Consider the following 17,402-nt stretch of genomic DNA (forward strand, 5'->3'; position numbering starts at 1 on the left):
AATTTAATTAGTGGGTATTTTTTCCTATATGAATCAGACATTTACAATAAAAAAAAGACTGCCATATTTCGGCAGTCTTAATCGATAAATTCAAATTGATATTCAAGAATTTTTACAATATCTCCGTCTACTGCACCACGTGCACGAAGGGCTTCATCAATACCCATTCCACGCATTTGACGAGCAAATCGGCGTACAGATTCATCACGTGAGAAGTCTGTCATTTTGAATGTTTTCTCAATATCATAACCAGAAATAACAAATGTGCCATCACTTTCGCGTGTAATTTCAAAATTAGATTCAGATTCAAATTTGTACATTACACTTGCTTCAGATTCTTCTACATCATCGTACATTGGGAATTCTGGTGTTGTTTCTAATAAGTTCGCTACTTCAAATAGTAAGTCACGAACACCTTGTTTCGTTACAGCTGAGATTGGGAAAATTTTCACTTCGTCTCCCAATTTTTCTTTAAATGCTTGTAAGTTTTCTTCTGCACCTGGCATATCCATTTTGTTTGCAACAACAACTTGTGGACGCTCAGTTAAACGCATATTGTATTCTTTTAGTTCACTATTGATTGTTACATAATCTTCATATGGCTCACGGCCTTCTAAACCAGACATATCGATAACGTGCACGATTACACGTGTACGCTCAATATGACGTAAGAATTGGTGTCCAAGTCCGACGCCGGCATGTGCGCCTTCAATTAGTCCAGGAAGGTCAGCCATAACGAAGCTGCGGCTATCACCAGTTTCAACAACACCAAGATTTGGAACGATTGTTGTAAAGTGATACTCTGCAATTTTCGGACGCGCTGATGATACAACAGATAATAATGTAGATTTACCTACACTTGGGAATCCAACAAGTCCAACATCTGCTAGCACTTTAAGTTCTAGCGTGACATCACGTTCTTGGCCTGGTTCCCCGTTCTCAGCGATTTCTGGCGCTGGGTTCGTCGGTGTTGCGAAACGTGAGTTACCACGGCCACCGCGGCCACCTTTTGCGATTACAGCTGTTTGTTCATGCGTTACTAAATCGGCAAGAATTTCACCTGTTTTTTCATCTTTTACTATTGTTCCCGGTGGAACCTTTACGATTAAATCTTCAGATTTACGACCGTGCTGACCTTTACTCATTCCATGCTGACCACGATCAGCTTTGAAATGACGTTGGTAGCGGAAGTCCATTAATGTACGTAAGCCTTCCTCAACAACAAAAACAACATCTGCACCTTTACCACCGTCGCCACCTGCTGGGCCACCTTTAGGTACATACTTCTCACGACGATACGCAACCATTCCGTTACCACCGTCGCCGCCTTTTACATATATCTTGACCTGATCTACAAACATTATTTCACCACACTTTTTTCGATTGGTTGTAATATAACTGAGACTTCTTCGTCTCGTACTGTATAAGAAATGGAATACCATTTATTGTTTTGGTTCGCAAGCCAATTCTGTAGTTCTTCTACACTCGTTAGCTTACCACGAAAATCAAAAAAGAAACGAGCATTCTCCGCGTCACATTCAATTGTGATACAAACATAATTTTCAACATATACGTCTAAACTATGCTGAAGCATTGAGAAAAATTGATTCGTCCATGTACATACATTCTCATCTAAGTGAGATAAGTTATGTAATTTCCCTAATACTTCGTACTCCAATAAGCACGGCTGCTGTTTCCAATTATATGTTAAAATCCACTCTGAAAATAAAGGCATTGATAGCCCTATCAGATTGGATTCTTGTCTCGCTTCTTGGACAAAACGATCGATGAGACTATGAATCTCTTCCACTTTTCCAAGGGAAAGGTTTCCTTTCACCATCTGCATACGATTGAGCCAATCATGTCTTGAATGACGCAACGCATCTATAATTGTCCATTTTTCATTCATTTAGATACCCCTTAATATAGAAAAACTCTAACCTGCACTCAGGTTAGAGTTTTCCGTGAGTTCTTATGCTTCTTGAGCAACAGGATATACGCTCACTTGTTTGCGGTCACGGCCAAGACGCTCAAAGCGTACTACGCCGTCAACTTTCGCGTATAAAGTGTCATCGCCACCACGACCAACGTTAACACCTGGATAAATTTTTGTACCGCGTTGACGGTAAAGAATTGAACCACCTGAAACCGTTTGACCATCTGCGCGTTTAGCACCAAGACGTTTTGACTGAGAGTCACGACCGTTCTTTGTACTACCTACACCTTTCTTAGATGCGAAAAACTGAAGATCTAATCTTAACATACGTTACACCTCCTGCACTTTTTCTATTAAACGGATATACTTTCCGTAATCAAGTTCGATCGTCTTAAGCGAAACAACCAATCCTTCTAAAAGTATCTGTGCTTTTTCTGCTGTATGAACGTCTAAATCATTAGGCAATTCATACGTTAAGAATCCACCATCACTTCCGAGTTCAATAGTTGCTTGCACATTACAAAGTTCTTCCACTGCATTTATAGATCCAAACACAACCGCTGTAGTTCCAGCACAGACAAGATCTTGTCCATGTGGCGCATAATTGGCATGTCCAGTCATTTTAAATGATTGGATACTTCCTAATTTCGTGCGACTTATCGTAATTTTAATCATGTTAACCTGAATTAAGCGTTGATAGCTTCAACAACTAGCTTAGTGTAAGGTTGACGATGACCTTGTTTCTTACGATTGTTCTTTTTCGCTTTGTATTTGAAAACGATGATTTTCTTAGCGCGACCTTGTTTTTCAACTTTCGCAGTAACTGTTGCACCTTCTACAACTGGGCTACCAACTTTAACGTTTTCGCCACCAACGAAAAGAACTTTGTCAAAAGTAACAGTTTCACCAGCTTCAACATCTAATTTTTCAATGTAGATTGCTTGACCAGCTTCAACTTTAATTTGTTTTCCACCTGTTTCGATAATTGCGTACATACTTGCACCTCCTCTTAATTACTAAGACTCGCCAAAAACGAGGTAGACATAAATGTCTTTAAGGAACCTGTCTTGTGCGGTTGTAGCATATAGCCGTTTAGGTGCTATAAACTATAACATAAAGATGTTATCATGAATCATAGACGGTTGTCAATAAATGTTCTGCTAACTATTTTTTCCGTTCTACAATTTCTTTTTTACTTCCAAAACGGATAATGGCATACTCTTCGATCATATCATCTTTGAAATAAATTTCAAATGGAATATTTTTTTGTAATTCTTTTTGCAAAAATTGTTTTTGCAGATTTTTAGGTGCAGCGATTAATACTGCCTCATCCTCTATATTGCCATATGTGATTAGCTCTCTCTCTAACTCATACGCAATTGTTTCATATGACATTACATACCCCGTCGCTTTGCAAGATACACACTCTTCTAGTAATACGTCGCGTAAAGAATGTTTCTTACGTTTACGTGTCATCTCCAAAATCCCTAACTCTGTAAAACCGAGCACTCTTGTATATGTGCGATCATTTTGCATAGCAGCCATGAGACATTCTCTTACCTTTTCTTTATCTTCTCTTCTTTTCATATTAATAAAATCAATTAATATCATACCACCGATATCACGCAGCCTTAATTGACGTGCAATCTCTTCAGCTGCCACTTCATTTGTACGAAGGACTGTATCTTGTAAATTCTGTTTTCCAGTAAACTTGCCCGTATTCACATCAATTACAGTCATCGTCTCCATTTGTTCCACAATTAAATACGCACCATTCGGGAGCCACACAATTTTTTGAAGTGCTTTTTCGATCTCACGCTCTATTCCAAAATGGTTAAACATTGAAGATTTTTCATTATAAAAAGATACTTTTTCTTTTCCAATCTTTTCTTCTAATTCTTTTACTATACTTCTTGTATCTACAACTACTTTTTCAATCGTTTCAATCGGATTCTCTTGGAATACACGATCTAAAAAGGTCGCCGGTCGATGAAGTAGTAACGGTGCCTTCCCTTGGCCCTCTTTTCTTTTTAGCTCTTCATATAACTGCTGTAACCTTTGCATTTCAGCTTGTATTTCTTCAATTTCTCCTTTTTCAGAAGCAGAGCGGAAAATATAACCTCCTGTCCCTTCTACCTCAATTTGGAGTAGCTGTTGCCTTCTTTTATTATTTTTTATTTTTCGAGAAACCGCACGCATTTCATCATATGGCATATAAACGACATATTTCCCGGTAAATTCTATGTTTGCTGTCAATTTCGGCCCTTTCGTATCAATTGCCTCTTTCACAACTTGTACGAGTACCGCTTGCCCTTCATGTATACGATAAGAAGATGGTACATCATCGTATGAAAGGTACGCATGTTTTTCTAAACCGATGTTTACAAAAGCTGCGTTCATTCCAGCCATCGTTCTTACGATACGTCCAACATAAATATGCCCAACAATCTCTTGTTCTTCATTTCGTTTCCATAAAAACTCAACAATTTTTTTCTTCTCTTCAATTGCAACGCGTTTTTCCGATCCTGCATAGTTCATATATAACGTTTTCAAAATTCTTTCCTCACTTTATAATCTTCTTTGCTTTTACAATAATAAAAGGTTAGTGCTATCGTCAACACTAACCGATTAATTCTTCAACAGATGAAGTTGTTCGTTTTTCAGTAAAATACGCATAGAGTAATTCATTTTCATCCAATGTGTAATGTTCTTTATATTTTCCATGGACGATAATAGAGTGCTTATACCCTCTACGAAATTTTGTGAATATCTTATATAAATGATCTTCTGATTGCACTTCAATAGGTGCAATCTTTTCAATTCCTCTTTTGTTCCCATAATAACGTTCTAATAAAAAACGCATAAAGGCATACCGCCTTTGTTTCCACTCTTGATATAACGACACCGCTAAAAATAGGAGTAGTACCCACATCATAATATTGTTACTATTCCAAAGTAACTGCCACACTAGTATTACACTAAAAAAAACACATGATAATTTCATCATCTTTTCATGTGCTTGTAAATAAGGAAAACGATATGATAATACGTTAAACAATACTTTTCCACCATCAAGCGGCCAAATAGGTAGTAAATTAAATGCTAAAATAATTATATTATTCCATATAAAGAAATAATATAAATCCGCACCCAACCAACCAGCTTCAAACACTATATAACCTACCACCATCATCCAAATATGTTGTATAGGCCCTGCAATTACAACAACAAGTTCCTCTTTCAATGACTTATTCCCATGTTCCTCAAGCTCAGCCACACCACCAAACGGTAAAAGTTGAATCTTTTTAATACGCCAATTGTAGTGTGCCGCTGCAAAGGCATGCCCAAGTTCATGGATAAGAACGATACAAAATAACAGTAGTAACTCTTTAAAACGTGCCGTAAAAATACCAATGACAATAATACCCCAAAACAACGGATGCACTGAAATCTTCGTTAAAACTTCTCTATATTTAATCAAATGAAATCACCTGAATTGGGTCAATAAATTTTTCATTCTTTTTTATCGCGAAATAAAACTTACCATTTTTATTATTTGCATCATTATTCACCGTTCCAATTTTTTGTTTCTTTGAAACGTAATCATATAATTTCACTGTCATGTCATTTAAATTCGCATACCACGATTCTGTTCCATCTGCATGCTGAATTTGAACCGTATTACCAAGTTCCTCTTTCTTACCTGCAAAAACAACTAGCCCTTCATTCACTGACTCAACAGTTGCATTTGTAGCTGTTTGAACAAATACACCTTGGCCATTTTTTTGAAACCCTTGCATCACCTTTCCAGAAGCAGGGATGGCATAATCTTTTTGCTGAATAGTTCCTTCTTTTTTCTCAGTAGGTGAATAAAATACGAGCGGTTTTCCAAACTGCTTTTCGTACCATTTCGCTACAGTAGCAAACTGAAATTCTTCTTTCATCACTTTTTCTGTAACAGCTTTAGCACCGTCGAAAGAAGAGGGTGCATTCTTATATAAAATAGCGACAGAAAGAACTAATATTGCTGATAACAAAACTTTGAAGAAAAATACTTCTTTTCGAAATAAAGGATGAATTTCCTTTTCTCCTCCTTCAATAAATACTGTTTCACTATCAAAATTACCTCCAGCAAAATACTGCTCTTCCTCCATCCTTTCTTGCTCTGCCTTCCTTTTCGCAATCCGTTTTTTAATTTCTTCTACACGACTATTCTTCATACTGTCTCCTTTCTTTCGTTAAGCTAATTTAAATAGAAACAGTTGTATACAGTTTGTACATATGTATGAGCTAAGAAAGGAAGATATTCGTGTGAAGAAAAAAGAAAGCACTTCGCATATGTGCGAAGTGCTTTTAACGGATTCCAAAGAAGTTTTTCATCTTTGTAAATACCGATACCTTTTCTTGTCCAAATGCTTGCAATGGTACATTCTCACCCAACAAGCGTCTTGCAATATTACGATAAGCTAACGCTGCTTTTCCGCTCGGTTGCAACGCTACAGGTTCACCTGTATTTGTAGCACGAATAACTTCATCATCATCCTCGACAACACCAAGAAGCTCGATTGACAATGTACGTACGATTTCATCAACATCTAACATATCCTGCTCATGAAGCATATGACTACGTACACGATTAATAACAAGTTTTGGTGGTTCAATATCCTCTTTTTCTAAAAGCCCGATAATACGATCCGCATCGCGCATTGAGGATACTTCTGGCGTCGTAACAACGATTGCTTTATCTGCACCAGCTACCGCATTTTTAAATCCCTGCTCAATCCCCGCAGGACAATCAATTAATATGTAATCATAATCTTGACGTAATACTTGTATTAATTCATCCATTTGTTCAGGTGTTACCGCTGATTTATCACTCGTTTGTGCTGCAGGTAATAAATAAAGATCATCAAAACGCTTATCTTTAATAAGCGCCTGAGGTAAACGGCAACGCCCTTCAACGACATCAACAAGATCAAATACAATACGATTTTCCAGCCCCATTACTACGTCTAAATTTCGAAGACCGATATCAGTGTCAATTAAGCACACTTTCTTTCCAGATAACGCCAGGGCCGTACCAATGTTCGCAGACGTTGTAGTTTTACCTACTCCGCCTTTTCCAGATGTAATTACTATTGCCTCTCCCACAGCTATACAATTCCCCTTTCTAACTTTGTTAAATTAGGTCTAAGATGAGTGAGAAGTTGCAGTCGATCGACAACAATGTGATTGTTCTCATTAATATACGCACATTCTGCCGCCTCCGCTCCGTCTTCTTTCTCTTCCGGAGCCCGCATTGCCAAATCACTAATTCGAAGTTGCATCGGGTTCATATCAGATGCAGCGATTACAGCATCCGAATCCCCATAATACCCAGCATGCGCAATTCCTCTTAATGATCCTACGACAAAAATATTCCCCCCAGCGATAACCGTTCCGCCTGGATTAACATCTCCAATTAACAATAAATTTCCTTTTACATGTAAAACTTGTCCAGAGCGAACAATTTTGGAAATAGGGACAATTTCTGTTTCTTCTTTCCAAGCTATTGCTTCTGCTTTAGTTATAACATCACTTTCAATTGAATCCACAACAAGATTCTTTTTATTACGAATTAACGTACGAATCTCTTCTTGTTGGACTTCTGTTAAATAACGATTTCCCACTTTCACATGCACTTCAATTAAAGAGCGCCCATCACCATCATAGTAATGTGTAGAAAGCTTTTCATCCAATTCCTCCAGCAATTCAGAGAATGAACAACAATCATCTAAATGAAGCGTTATTCCGTCTTTTGTCCCTTTTATTGTTACATTTTGTTGCTTTTTTTCTTCCACTAAAGTTCACCCCACCGATTCAATTCGACATAAAATTAGAAAATCCTTTTTTCTTTTTCTTCCATCGCTTTTGAAAGACGCACTAAATATCGTCTCAGTGGGAAACAAACTATCAATAAGAAAATTGCATTTAGCAATAAAGTAGACAGGAGACGATCTGTGAAAAAGACATACGCTGACATATGAGTACGTCCTAACAAAGTTAAAAATCCATACACATAATACTCTAGTGCTACAATGCTAGCTAGTACAATAGAAGCAACAATAAATAAATTCAATTGTAGTATCTTCATCACACTATAAACTAAATAAGCTAAAATCGGATATGCAAAAATATATATACCGACAAGTTCTGTGTATACGGTATCAAATAAGAAACCAAATAAGAGTCCGTAATAAATCCCTTGGACCGGACTATAGTACACAGTAATAAAACATAACGCAATTATAAAGAAATGAGGTGCTGCTATACTGTCTTTCCAAAAAACCTCTGTTGGAACAATAGTAGCAAACATATTTTCAAATAGAAAAACAAAAAGGAGCAAAAGAGGAAGAGCTGCTCTTTTTAAAATCTTCATCATCTCTTCTCCCCCTCCTATTCTAATGGCGCTGAAGGCGTTTCGCGTTTAGCAACCATAATATGCTCTACGTCATTCAAATCAGCGGCAGGTTTTACATAAGCTGTTTTTGTTAAGCCGTATGGATCTGGCTGAACATCAACGATTGTTCCAATTACAAGACCTTTCGGGAAAATATCACCAAGTCCAGATGTTACAACTAATTGATCTTTCGCTACCTGAGCATCAGAGCCAATCTTTGTGAAAAGAAGTAAGTGCTTTTCTTTGTCGTAACCTTCAATCAATCCAAAGATTTTCTCATCACCTTGTACGATAGCAGAAACACGATTTGTTCGGCTCATAGAGCTTAGCAACTCTACTGATGATGTAAACTGAGATACACTTTTCACTCGTCCAACTAAACCTTGTGAAGTTACTACAGCCATATCTTTTTTAATTCCTTGCTGTGCTCCTTTATCAATTCCAATTAAATCGTACCATTTATCTGGATTACGAGAAACAACAGTAGCAGGGATTTCAGTGTAACCACTATTTAACTTTGTTTTACCAGTTAACTCTTGTAACTTCTTTTTATCATCTTCTAATTGTTTTACTTGACTTGATAATTTTCCGTAATTATCTAATTTTGCTTTTAATTCTTTATTCTCTTCATACGTGCGCTTTACATCCTCTACATTTTCGAAGAATCCAGCTACGTATTTCGCTGGCTTTTGGAATACACGTTCTACAACACCGACAGTGTCTTTAACAAACTGCTCTGGCCATGTTAAACTGTTCCGTTCTTTCAATGAGATTCCAATCAATGCCACGAGAAGAATAATACTAACTAACAAAACAATTAATCTTTTGTTTAAGAAAAACTGTGGCACGTTCACACCCTCTTAATTTCATTGATTTTTATTTTGCAATATTATCGAGCAGCAGTTTTGAAAAGATCGATATTGTCTAATGCTTTACCCGTTCCAATTGCTACGCAATCTAATGGATCTTCTGCAACAAGAACTGGCATATTTGTTTCTTCACTAATAACTTTATCTAAGTTACGTAGTAATGCTCCGCCACCTGTTAATACGATACCACGGTCCATAATGTCTGCCGCTAATTCAGGTGGAGTTTTCTCTAACGTATTTTTAACAGATTCTACAATTGCATCTACTGTATCTTTTAATGCATCTGCAATTTCTTCCGGTTGAATTAGTACTGTTTTTGGTAAACCACTTACTAAATCACGACCGCGAATTTCCATAGGCTCGATACCTTCTGGCTCGCCTGCAGAACCGATTTCTAATTTTAATGCTTCAGCTGTTCTTTCACCAATCATTAAGTTATAGCTTTTCTTAATGTACTGAATGATTGAATCGTCCATATCATCACCAGCAACACGAACTGATTGACTTGTTACAATACCACCTAAAGAAATAATTGCAACTTCTGTTGTACCTCCACCGATATCAACAACCATACTACCAGTTGGTTCCCAAACCGGTAAGTTCGCACCAATTGCTGCTGCAAATGGTTCTTCGATTGGATAAGCATCACGAGCACCCGCTTGACGAGTCGCATCGATTACTGCACGTCTTTCTACAGCTGTAATACCAGACGGTACACATACCATTACGTAAGGTTTACGTGAGAAGAATCCATTTGATTTTTGAGCTTGTTGAATGTAATATTTCATCATTGTTGCTGTCGTTTCGTAATCAGCAATTACACCGTCTTTCATCGGGCGAAGTGCCACAACGTTTCCTGGTGTACGACCAATCATTTGTTTTGCATCGCTACCTACAGCAACGATTTGTTTCGTATCAGTTTGTAACGCTACTACTGAAGGTTCACGTAAAACTACACCTTTTCCTTTTACATATACAAGCGTGTTCGCAGTTCCTAAATCTATTCCAAGATCGCGAGTAAAGCCACCAAATCCAAACATATTATTTATCTTCCTTTCTTGTTTTCACGGACTCATTTTTTCTTACTTTATATTATAAAAACAGTACGTTTTTTATATCTTTATCCTTTTTGTAGATAAATTTCTACAAAAAACTCATAAATCACATTATAAAACAAAATAAGTAAAAAGCATAGTCTTAAATATGACCTTTTTCCTTTAAACTCACGAATTTATGGTCGCCTATTATAATATGGTCAAGCACTTCAATTCCGATAATCTTGCCGCATTCTACTAACCGTTTTGTTACTTCAATATCTTCTCGGCTCGGCGTGGGGTCTCCTGAAGGATGGTTATGAAGACATATGATAGAGGCTGCTGCACGACGGAACGCTTCTTTAAAAACTTCCCTTGGATGTACAATTGATGTGTTTAAACTGCCAATGAAAATCGTTTGCCTATGTATAACTTGATTCTTTGTGTTCAAATATAAACATACAAAATGCTCCTGTTGCAGGAAGCGCATTTCTTCCATCATATATCTCGCACAATCTTCTGGGCTTCGAATGCTGTATCTATTTTGATATTCTAAACGTACCATTCTTCTACCAAGTTCAAAAGCAGCTATAAGCTGGGCTGCCTTTGCCATCCCAACACCATGTATACTGACAAGCTCTTCTAACGTTGCATCTTTCAACATACGTAAACCATCAAAGTGATGTAAAATTTTATCTGATAACTTTAAAACTGTTTCTTCTTTAGAACCTGTTCTAAGTAACACAGCAAGAAGCTCCCGATTCGATAAGCTTCCCGCTCCTTCTAACAATAAACGCTCCCGTGGCTGTTCTTCTTTGACAACATCACGAATACCGTTCATTTCTCCACCCCTTTTATTTGTTCTCTCAAAGAAAATCCCATGCAATTTTACGCATGGGTTACATCAATATTAAATTGTTTTAATTCCCGAACAAGGCGTGAAATTGGTAACCCGACTACACTATAGTAGTCCCCTTGAATATGTTGAACAAAAATAGATCCTTTACCTTGAATTCCATAACTTCCTGCTTTATCAAGAGGTTCTTTTGATGCAACATATACGTCAATTTCCTCTTCTGTTAATTCCCAAAACGTAACTTCTGTACGCTCGTAAAAAGTGACTGTTTTGTCTTTTGCCATAATTGCAACACCAGTATACACTTCATGTGTTTTCCCTGATAATAATTGCAACATTTCTTTCGCCTCAGCCTCATTAGAAGGCTTTCCAAGAATACGCGACTCATATGTAACAATTGTGTCTGCACCTAACACAATGTGGTCACTATTCGTTTCTGCTACCGCAGATGCTTTTTGCAGGGAAAGGGACATAACGATATCCGAAGGTGATGAGTACGCACCAATCGTTTCTTCTACTTCACTTACAATGATTTCAAATGGTATATCCGCTAACTCAAGCAATTCCTTCCTGCGAGGTGATCCTGAAGCTAAAATAATTTTTCTCATATTTTCTCCTTCCTTTCTCACATGAAGCAGAACAATTTATATCAATCGTATCAAAGGAATAGTTTGTCCACAAATGAAAGAAATATTATTTTCTTTAAGCAAAATAATATTTCTTTACTAAAATACGATTATAGTCCTGCCATAGAGAAAGCACTTTGCTCTAAATTCAAAAGAAAAGAAAGAAGTACCTATACTTCTTCCTTCGTCATTTCATTATCCTATTATTTCACCTTTTGGGAAACAATTTTTTCATATGAAAGCATACCATCAATAATAACTTGATTTAATTTCGTCAAAGATTCCTTATCACCTTTTCCAGCCTTCACCGTTTGTACAGCTACTGACGTATACATATACAATTTCTTTGCTTCTTCCTGCTTCATACTTTTTCCTTCTTTTTCAATTGCTTTCCACTCTTTTTCAATCGCACCTATATCTTTTGCATTACTTTTTCCACTAGCTTGTACGCTGGAAGCATATTTTGCTAAATGAGTATATAATGGCTGTACTTTTGTTAAAAACGCCCCAACTTCTTTATCATCTTTAAGTAACGCTTTATCTGTTATATCCCAGTTCTTTTTCAATGCGGAGACATTATCATTTTTATACTGTGTCATTAATTGATTTATGCCCTGTTCATCGCTAGCAATACCAACAACTAATGCATACTTATCACCGATCGGTTTTAAAGCTGCAACGCCTCCATTGCCTTTCCACTCTTCAAGAGCGGCCTGTCCCTTTTCTTCGGAAGAATAAATCCCTCCTTGCACAAAAAATAATTTCATTGGATCTAATGACGTTCCTGTCTGTGCTTTTTGTTTTTCCTCTTTTGGTGCCGGTGTTTGTTCTGCCGTTCCACCCACCTTTGATTCTTCATTTCGCATCTGCTTCGAAGCTGTTACTTCGCTTCCCCCTGTCGCACCTTGTCCTTTAAGTAACTGCAGCATTCCCATCCCAAACGCCGTACCAATAACAATCGCAGTTGCAACGATTGCAATTAACGTATTGCTCCACTTCTTTCGTTTTTTTTCCTTAGAAACCAATTTCGCTTTTTGAAACGGAACAACGTTTTTCGGTCTCTCACTTTCTACTACCATCCATTCAAATTCATCTTTCTTCTTCTCCTCATACTTCGCTTCTGTTCCATTCACTTTCACTGAGATCGTTCGTGATTGCTTGTCCATACACTCACACCTCACCTCTTATCGTTGTCCGCATCATATCATATTCATTTCACAAAAAAACGAGATATTTGTCAGAGGAATTCGCCAAATAACCCTAATATATTTATCTTATATGTATGCATTTGACTTCATTTGTAGAACAAAAAAACTAGATAGCAAAGACTATCTAGTTTTTCTCGCGAATATATTTTCGAACTTCCGAAATAAAGTAAAGAGAACCTGTTATGATGAAAACATCATTTTCTCCAATCATTTCAACCTTCGTATCAATTGCCTCTTTCCAATTTTCAAAAACTAATTTTGACTCTTTCTTTGCATACGATGCAAGCTTGTCAGCAGAAATAGCACGATCAAAGGCGAATGTTGTAAAAATAATTTCATCAGCAATGGTTTCTAATTGATCTACCATATTATGCAATTGTTTATCACCTAGGGCAGTAAATAAAACTATTACATTTTTATCTTTGTAATGTGCTTCTACTGTTTTCACAAGACTTTCGATACCTTCTGGGTTATGGGCACCATCTATAATAATATCTGGATTGCTTTGCAGTTTTTCAAATCGCCCAATCCAATACGCTTCCTGTAATCCAGTTCTTATTTCTTCTTCCTCAATTAAAAATGATAAGTATGTTTTGACATACATGACTGCCATAAGTGCAAGTGCTGCGTTTCCTACTTGGTGAATACCTTTCATTGAGATTCGCACATCTTCAAAAGTGGCAAAAGGACAAGTGAAATCGAACTGCTCTCCATCTTCGCTAGACTGTTTATGTAACGCTGTAAAATGCTTGCCCATCTCGTATAAGTTTGCATGATTTTCCTTTGCAACTTTTTGAATGACTTGCAATGCTTCCTCATCTTGTACACCAGTAATAACCGGAACACCGGACTTAATAATCCCCGCCTTTTCATATGCAATTTCTCCTAGTGTGTTCCCTAAAATATGCATATGATCGTGGCCGATATTTGTAATAATCGTAAGAACAGGATGAATAACATTCGTAGAATCAAAGCGCCCTCCAAGCCCTGTTTCAAATAAAACAACATCACAGAAATTAACTTTACCAAAATAACAAATTGCCATAACAGTAATAATTTCAAACTCAGTCGCTTCCCCTAAATCCGTCTCATCTAGTTTTTCAACGACTTGCTTTACCATCTTTACAAGTTCAGTAATCTCTTCATCTGCAATTGGTGTCCCGTTCACACTAATACGTTCGTTAAATGTTTCAATATATGGAGAGGTAAATGTTCCTACCTTATATTTTGCATCTTCTAACATGTAGCGCATATATGTTAACGTTGAACCTTTTCCATTTGTGCCAGCAAGATGAACACATTTTATGTGACGCTCTGGATTTCCGAGCTCTTCTAGCATCCATCTCATTCTTTCTAATCCTGGTTTAATACCAAACTTCAATCGGCTATGAATCCACCCTATCGCTTCTTCGTATGTATGTATCACGTATGCTTTCCCCTTTCAAAAGACAACCTTCATACTCCTATTATACGCAAAGAAAAGAGACTCACCAATATAGTGAGCCTCTAAAAAATATTTTACTTTTCAAGATCTGCTAGACGTTGGCGAACTGCTTCACGTTTTTCTAGGTAGTCTTGCTCTTTCGCACGCTCTCCGTCAATAACTGCTGCAGGAGCTTTCGCTACGAAACCTTGGTTTGAAAGTTTCTTCTGTACACGTTCTACTTCTTTGTCGAACTTCTCAAATTCTTTCTCAAGACGTGCTCTCTCTTCATCAAGATTGATAAGATCAGCTAACGGTAAGAATAACTCTGCACCTGATACGATTGCAGTCATCGCTTTTTCTGGTGCTTGTAAATCCGTTTGAATTATTAATTCGCTTGGGTTACAGAAACGCTCAATGTAAGAGCTGTTTTTTGTAAGTTGAGCAAGTATAGCCTCATCTTTTGCTTTAATTTGCATTTGGACTTTTTTGCTCATTGGCGTATTAACTTCTGCACGGATGTTACGAACAGAGCGAATGATATCAACTAGAAGGTGCATTTCTGCCGCAGCTTCTGTATCTTGTAAATCTTCGCGAACTGTTGGCCATGCTGCTACTGTAATAGATTCGCCTTCATGCGGTAAATGTTGCCAAATTTTCTCTGTTACGAATGGCATGAATGGGTGTAATAGACGCATTGTTTGGTCTAATACGTAAGCTAAAATAGAACGAGTTGTTTTCTTAGCTGCTTCATCTTCACCGTATAGTGGAAGTTTCGCCATTTCAATGTACCAGTCACAGAAATCGTCCCAAATGAAGTTGTATAATGAACGACCAGCTTCACCGAACTCATATTTATCCATGTTACGCGTTACGCTTTCGATTGTTTCGTTTAAGCGAGTTAAAATCCACTTATCCGCAACTGATTTTTCACCAGTTAAATCGATTTCTTCATACTTCATATCATCCATGTTCATTAATACGAAACGTGATGCGTTCCAAATTTTATTAATGAAGTTCCAAGTAGACTCTACTTTTTCCATACTGAAACGTAAATCTTGACCTGGTGCGCTTCCTGTTGATAAGAAATAGCGCATTGCATCTGCACCATACTTCTCGATAACATCCATTGGATCAATACCGTTACCAAGAGATTTACTCATTTTACGTCCTTGCTCATCACGAACTAAACCGTGAATTAATACATCTTTAAATGGACGCTCACCAGTAAACTCTAAACCTTGGAAAATCATACGAGATACCCAGAAGAAGATGATGTCATAACCCGTTACTAATGCATCTGTTGAATAATAACGTTTAAAGTCTGCTGAATCTTCATCCGGCCAGCCAAGTGTTGAGAACGGCCATAACGCTGAACTGAACCATGTATCAAGTACGTCGTTATCTTGATTCCAGTTTTCAATATCTGCTGGTGCATCTGTACCTACGTATACTTCACCAGTTTCTTTATGATACCAAGCTGGAATACGGTGTCCCCACCATAATTGACGAGAAATACACCAGTCGTGAATGTTTTCCATCCAGCGTAAGTATGTGTTTTCAAAACGTTCTGGTACGAACGTTACTTTCTCTTCTTCTTTTTGTTGAAGCTCTACTGCCTTCTCAGCAAGTGGAGCCATTTTTACGAACCATTGTGTTGATAAGTAAGGCTCAACAACTGCACCACTACGCTCACTATGACCTACTGAATGCATATGAGGCTCAATTTCTACTAATACGCCCGCTTCTTGTAAGTCCTTCACTAACGCTTTACGGCATTCGAAACGATCCATACCGTTATACTTACCAGCTTTTTCGTTCATTGATCCATCTTCGTTCATTACTAAGATACGTGGTAAATCATGACGGTTACCTACTTCAAAGTCATTCGGGTCATGAGCTGGTGTAATTTTTACAACGCCTGTTCCGAAATCTTTTTCTACGTACTCATCAGCAATAATCGGAATCTCACGGCCTACGATTGGAAGTGTAACTGTTTTTCCGATTAAATGTTTGTAACGATCGTCTTCTGGATGAACTGCTACTGCTGTATCACCAAGCATCGTTTCTGGACGAGTAGTCGCAAGACGAATATGACCAGAACCATCTGTTAACGGATAGTTCATATGGTAGAATGCACCTTGAACTTCTTTATGAATTACTTCAATATCAGAAAGAGCTGTGCGTGTTGCTGGGTCCCAGTTGATAATATATTCACCGCGGTAAATTAAGCCTTTTTCGTATAATTGAACGAATACTTTATTAACCGCATCAGATAAACCTTCGTCTAATGTGAAACGTTCACGAGAATAGTCTAGTCCTAAACCAACTTTCCCCCATTGTTGACGAATGTGAGACGCGTATTCCTCTTTCCATTCCCAAGCTTTTTCAAGGAATTTCTCACGGCCAAGATCGTAACGTGAAATACCTTCTTCACGAAGTTTTCCTTCTACTTTCGCTTGTGTTGCGATACCCGCATGGTCCATTCCTGGAAGCCATAATACATCGTAACCTTGCATACGCTTCGTACGAGTTAAAATATCTTGAAGAGTTGTATCCCAAGCATGACCTAAGTGTAACTTACCAGTTACGTTCGGAGGTGGAATTACAATTGTGTATGGTTGTTTCTTCTCATCTCCTGTTGCTTCGAAATATTTGCCTTCAAGCCACCATTGATAAAGCCCTTCTTCAACGGACATATGATCATATTTAGTTGGTAAATTCTTTTCCGTGTTTGACATTATTTTCCCTCCTTAAAATAAAAAATGCCCCTCATCCAAAAAGGACGAGGGACATCGCGGTACCACCTTTATTTACAAACAAATTCAGGAATTTGCTTATACTCTTAATTTGATAACGGACAAATCCGTCTTTTCCTAATGAGAACTATTCCGTTCAGAAAAGATGCTCCAGGGCTACCTTCTAACATAACTATCTAGAGAATCTCCCAGCTAATGATTCTCCTCTCTGAAGACGTTTCTTGTTATACTCTTCCCCTTCAAGGCATTTAT

Annotated in this window: 18 protein-coding genes and 2 other annotated features; all 18 genes read right to left on the minus strand. The window is 37.6% G+C overall.

Translation table 11 applies throughout. The annotated features are described in order from the left end of the window. Positions 1-77 precede the first annotated feature (77 nt). Positions 78-1,361, minus strand: a complete 1,284-nt coding sequence (gene obgE, locus J0835_RS21765; RefSeq protein ID WP_046958810.1) for a GTPase ObgE — start codon at positions 1,359-1,361, stop codon at positions 78-80. Further along, positions 1,361-1,909: a sporulation initiation phosphotransferase B gene (locus J0835_RS21770; RefSeq protein ID WP_087982151.1), complete on the minus strand. Its 549-nt coding sequence runs from the start codon at positions 1,907-1,909 to the stop codon at positions 1,361-1,363. The genes obgE and J0835_RS21770 overlap by 1 nt, the downstream gene beginning before the upstream one ends. Positions 1,910-1,972: 63 nt before the next feature. Next, a complete protein-coding gene (gene rpmA, locus J0835_RS21775) occupies positions 1,973-2,263 on the minus strand; it encodes a 50S ribosomal protein L27 (RefSeq protein WP_000944957.1) in 291 nt (96 codons plus the stop codon). 3 nt (positions 2,264-2,266) lie between these two features. Next, on the minus strand, positions 2,267-2,611 hold the full coding sequence (locus tag J0835_RS21780) for a ribosomal-processing cysteine protease Prp (protein WP_002008596.1): 345 nt from the start codon (positions 2,609-2,611) through the stop codon (positions 2,267-2,269). Between the two features lie 11 nt (positions 2,612-2,622). Beyond that, positions 2,623-2,931, minus strand: a complete 309-nt coding sequence (gene rplU / locus J0835_RS21785; protein ID WP_000270907.1) for a 50S ribosomal protein L21 — start codon at positions 2,929-2,931, stop codon at positions 2,623-2,625. A 14-nt stretch (positions 2,932-2,945) separates the two neighbouring features. Then, positions 2,946-3,023, minus strand: a sequence feature (ribosomal protein L21 leader region). Positions 3,024-3,100: 77 nt separating this feature from the next. Beyond that, positions 3,101-4,489 carry an Rne/Rng family ribonuclease gene (locus J0835_RS21790; protein ID WP_087982153.1) on the minus strand — a complete coding sequence of 463 codons (1,389 nt, stop codon included), beginning with the start codon at positions 4,487-4,489 and terminating at the stop codon, positions 3,101-3,103. A gap of 67 nt (positions 4,490-4,556) precedes the next feature. Beyond that, on the minus strand, positions 4,557-5,417 hold the full coding sequence (spoIVFB, locus tag J0835_RS21795) for a stage IV sporulation intramembrane metalloprotease SpoIVFB (protein WP_087982156.1): 861 nt from the start codon (positions 5,415-5,417) through the stop codon (positions 4,557-4,559). Then, complete coding sequence (spoIVFA, locus tag J0835_RS21800) at positions 5,410-6,156, minus strand: stage IV sporulation protein SpoIVFA (protein ID WP_087982158.1); 747 nt, start codon at positions 6,154-6,156, stop codon at positions 5,410-5,412. Before spoIVFA ends, spoIVFB begins: the two co-directional genes overlap by 8 nt. Before the next feature lie 133 nt (positions 6,157-6,289). Next, the gene (gene minD, locus J0835_RS21805; protein ID WP_000503312.1) at positions 6,290-7,087 is read right to left on the minus strand and encodes a septum site-determining protein MinD; all 798 of its coding nucleotides are present in this window, start codon (positions 7,085-7,087) and stop codon (positions 6,290-6,292) included. 2 nt (positions 7,088-7,089) lie between these two features. Beyond that, on the minus strand, positions 7,090-7,776 hold the full coding sequence (gene minC / locus J0835_RS21810; protein ID WP_087982160.1) for a septum site-determining protein MinC: 687 nt from the start codon (positions 7,774-7,776) through the stop codon (positions 7,090-7,092). A gap of 35 nt (positions 7,777-7,811) precedes the next feature. After that, a complete protein-coding gene (mreD, locus tag J0835_RS21815; RefSeq protein WP_000975756.1) occupies positions 7,812-8,357 on the minus strand; it encodes a rod shape-determining protein MreD in 546 nt (181 codons plus the stop codon). 14 nt (positions 8,358-8,371) lie between these two features. Further along, positions 8,372-9,223, minus strand: a complete 852-nt coding sequence (mreC, locus tag J0835_RS21820; RefSeq protein WP_087982162.1) for a rod shape-determining protein MreC — start codon at positions 9,221-9,223, stop codon at positions 8,372-8,374. A gap of 41 nt (positions 9,224-9,264) precedes the next feature. Then, positions 9,265-10,284, minus strand: a complete 1,020-nt coding sequence (gene mreB / locus J0835_RS21825) for a cell shape-determining protein MreB (protein ID WP_000466737.1) — start codon at positions 10,282-10,284, stop codon at positions 9,265-9,267. A 157-nt stretch (positions 10,285-10,441) separates the two neighbouring features. Continuing rightward, the gene (radC, locus tag J0835_RS21830) at positions 10,442-11,119 is read right to left on the minus strand and encodes a DNA repair protein RadC (protein ID WP_087982165.1); all 678 of its coding nucleotides are present in this window, start codon (positions 11,117-11,119) and stop codon (positions 10,442-10,444) included. Positions 11,120-11,166: 47 nt separating this feature from the next. Beyond that, positions 11,167-11,742, minus strand: coding sequence for a Maf family protein (locus J0835_RS21835; protein ID WP_087982167.1), 576 nt, complete (start codon positions 11,740-11,742; stop codon positions 11,167-11,169). Positions 11,743-11,963: 221 nt separating this feature from the next. Then, positions 11,964-12,926, minus strand: a complete 963-nt coding sequence (locus J0835_RS21840; protein ID WP_087982169.1) for a stage II sporulation protein B — start codon at positions 12,924-12,926, stop codon at positions 11,964-11,966. Between the two features lie 166 nt (positions 12,927-13,092). Further along, positions 13,093-14,394, minus strand: a complete 1,302-nt coding sequence (locus J0835_RS21845) for a bifunctional folylpolyglutamate synthase/dihydrofolate synthase (protein WP_087982171.1) — start codon at positions 14,392-14,394, stop codon at positions 13,093-13,095. A 92-nt stretch (positions 14,395-14,486) separates the two neighbouring features. After that, the gene (locus J0835_RS21850; protein ID WP_087982173.1) at positions 14,487-17,132 is read right to left on the minus strand and encodes a valine--tRNA ligase; all 2,646 of its coding nucleotides are present in this window, start codon (positions 17,130-17,132) and stop codon (positions 14,487-14,489) included. A gap of 37 nt (positions 17,133-17,169) precedes the next feature. Then, positions 17,170-17,402, minus strand: a binding site (T-box leader).

The sequence above is a fragment of the Bacillus cereus group sp. Sample62 genome, assembly GCF_036851315.1.
GTDB classification, from domain to species: Bacteria; Bacillota; Bacilli; order Bacillales; family Bacillaceae_G; genus Bacillus_A; species Bacillus_A wiedmannii.

Excerpts from the sequence above, each read along its gene's own strand:
- radC (WP_087982165.1), bottom strand. The coding sequence starts at position 11,119 with ATGAACGGTATTCGTGATGTTGTCAAAGAAGAACAGCCACGGGAGCGT.
- mreB (WP_000466737.1), bottom strand. The coding sequence starts at position 10,284 with ATGTTTGGATTTGGTGGCTTTACTCGCGATCTTGGAATAGATTTAGGA.
- mreD (WP_000975756.1), bottom strand. The coding sequence starts at position 8,357 with ATGATGAAGATTTTAAAAAGAGCAGCTCTTCCTCTTTTGCTCCTTTTT.
- J0835_RS21770 (WP_087982151.1), bottom strand. The coding sequence starts at position 1,909 with ATGAATGAAAAATGGACAATTATAGATGCGTTGCGTCATTCAAGACAT.
- J0835_RS21835 (WP_087982167.1), bottom strand. The coding sequence starts at position 11,742 with ATGAGAAAAATTATTTTAGCTTCAGGATCACCTCGCAGGAAGGAATTG.
- J0835_RS21850 (WP_087982173.1), bottom strand. The coding sequence starts at position 17,132 with ATGTCAAACACGGAAAAGAATTTACCAACTAAATATGATCATATGTCC.
- obgE (WP_046958810.1), bottom strand. The coding sequence starts at position 1,361 with ATGTTTGTAGATCAGGTCAAGATATATGTAAAAGGCGGCGACGGTGGT.
- rpmA (WP_000944957.1), bottom strand. The coding sequence starts at position 2,263 with ATGTTAAGATTAGATCTTCAGTTTTTCGCATCTAAGAAAGGTGTAGGT.
- rplU (WP_000270907.1), bottom strand. The coding sequence starts at position 2,931 with ATGTACGCAATTATCGAAACAGGTGGAAAACAAATTAAAGTTGAAGCT.
- spoIVFA (WP_087982158.1), bottom strand. The coding sequence starts at position 6,156 with ATGAAGAATAGTCGTGTAGAAGAAATTAAAAAACGGATTGCGAAAAGG.
- J0835_RS21780 (WP_002008596.1), bottom strand. The coding sequence starts at position 2,611 with ATGATTAAAATTACGATAAGTCGCACGAAATTAGGAAGTATCCAATCA.
- J0835_RS21840 (WP_087982169.1), bottom strand. The coding sequence starts at position 12,926 with ATGGACAAGCAATCACGAACGATCTCAGTGAAAGTGAATGGAACAGAA.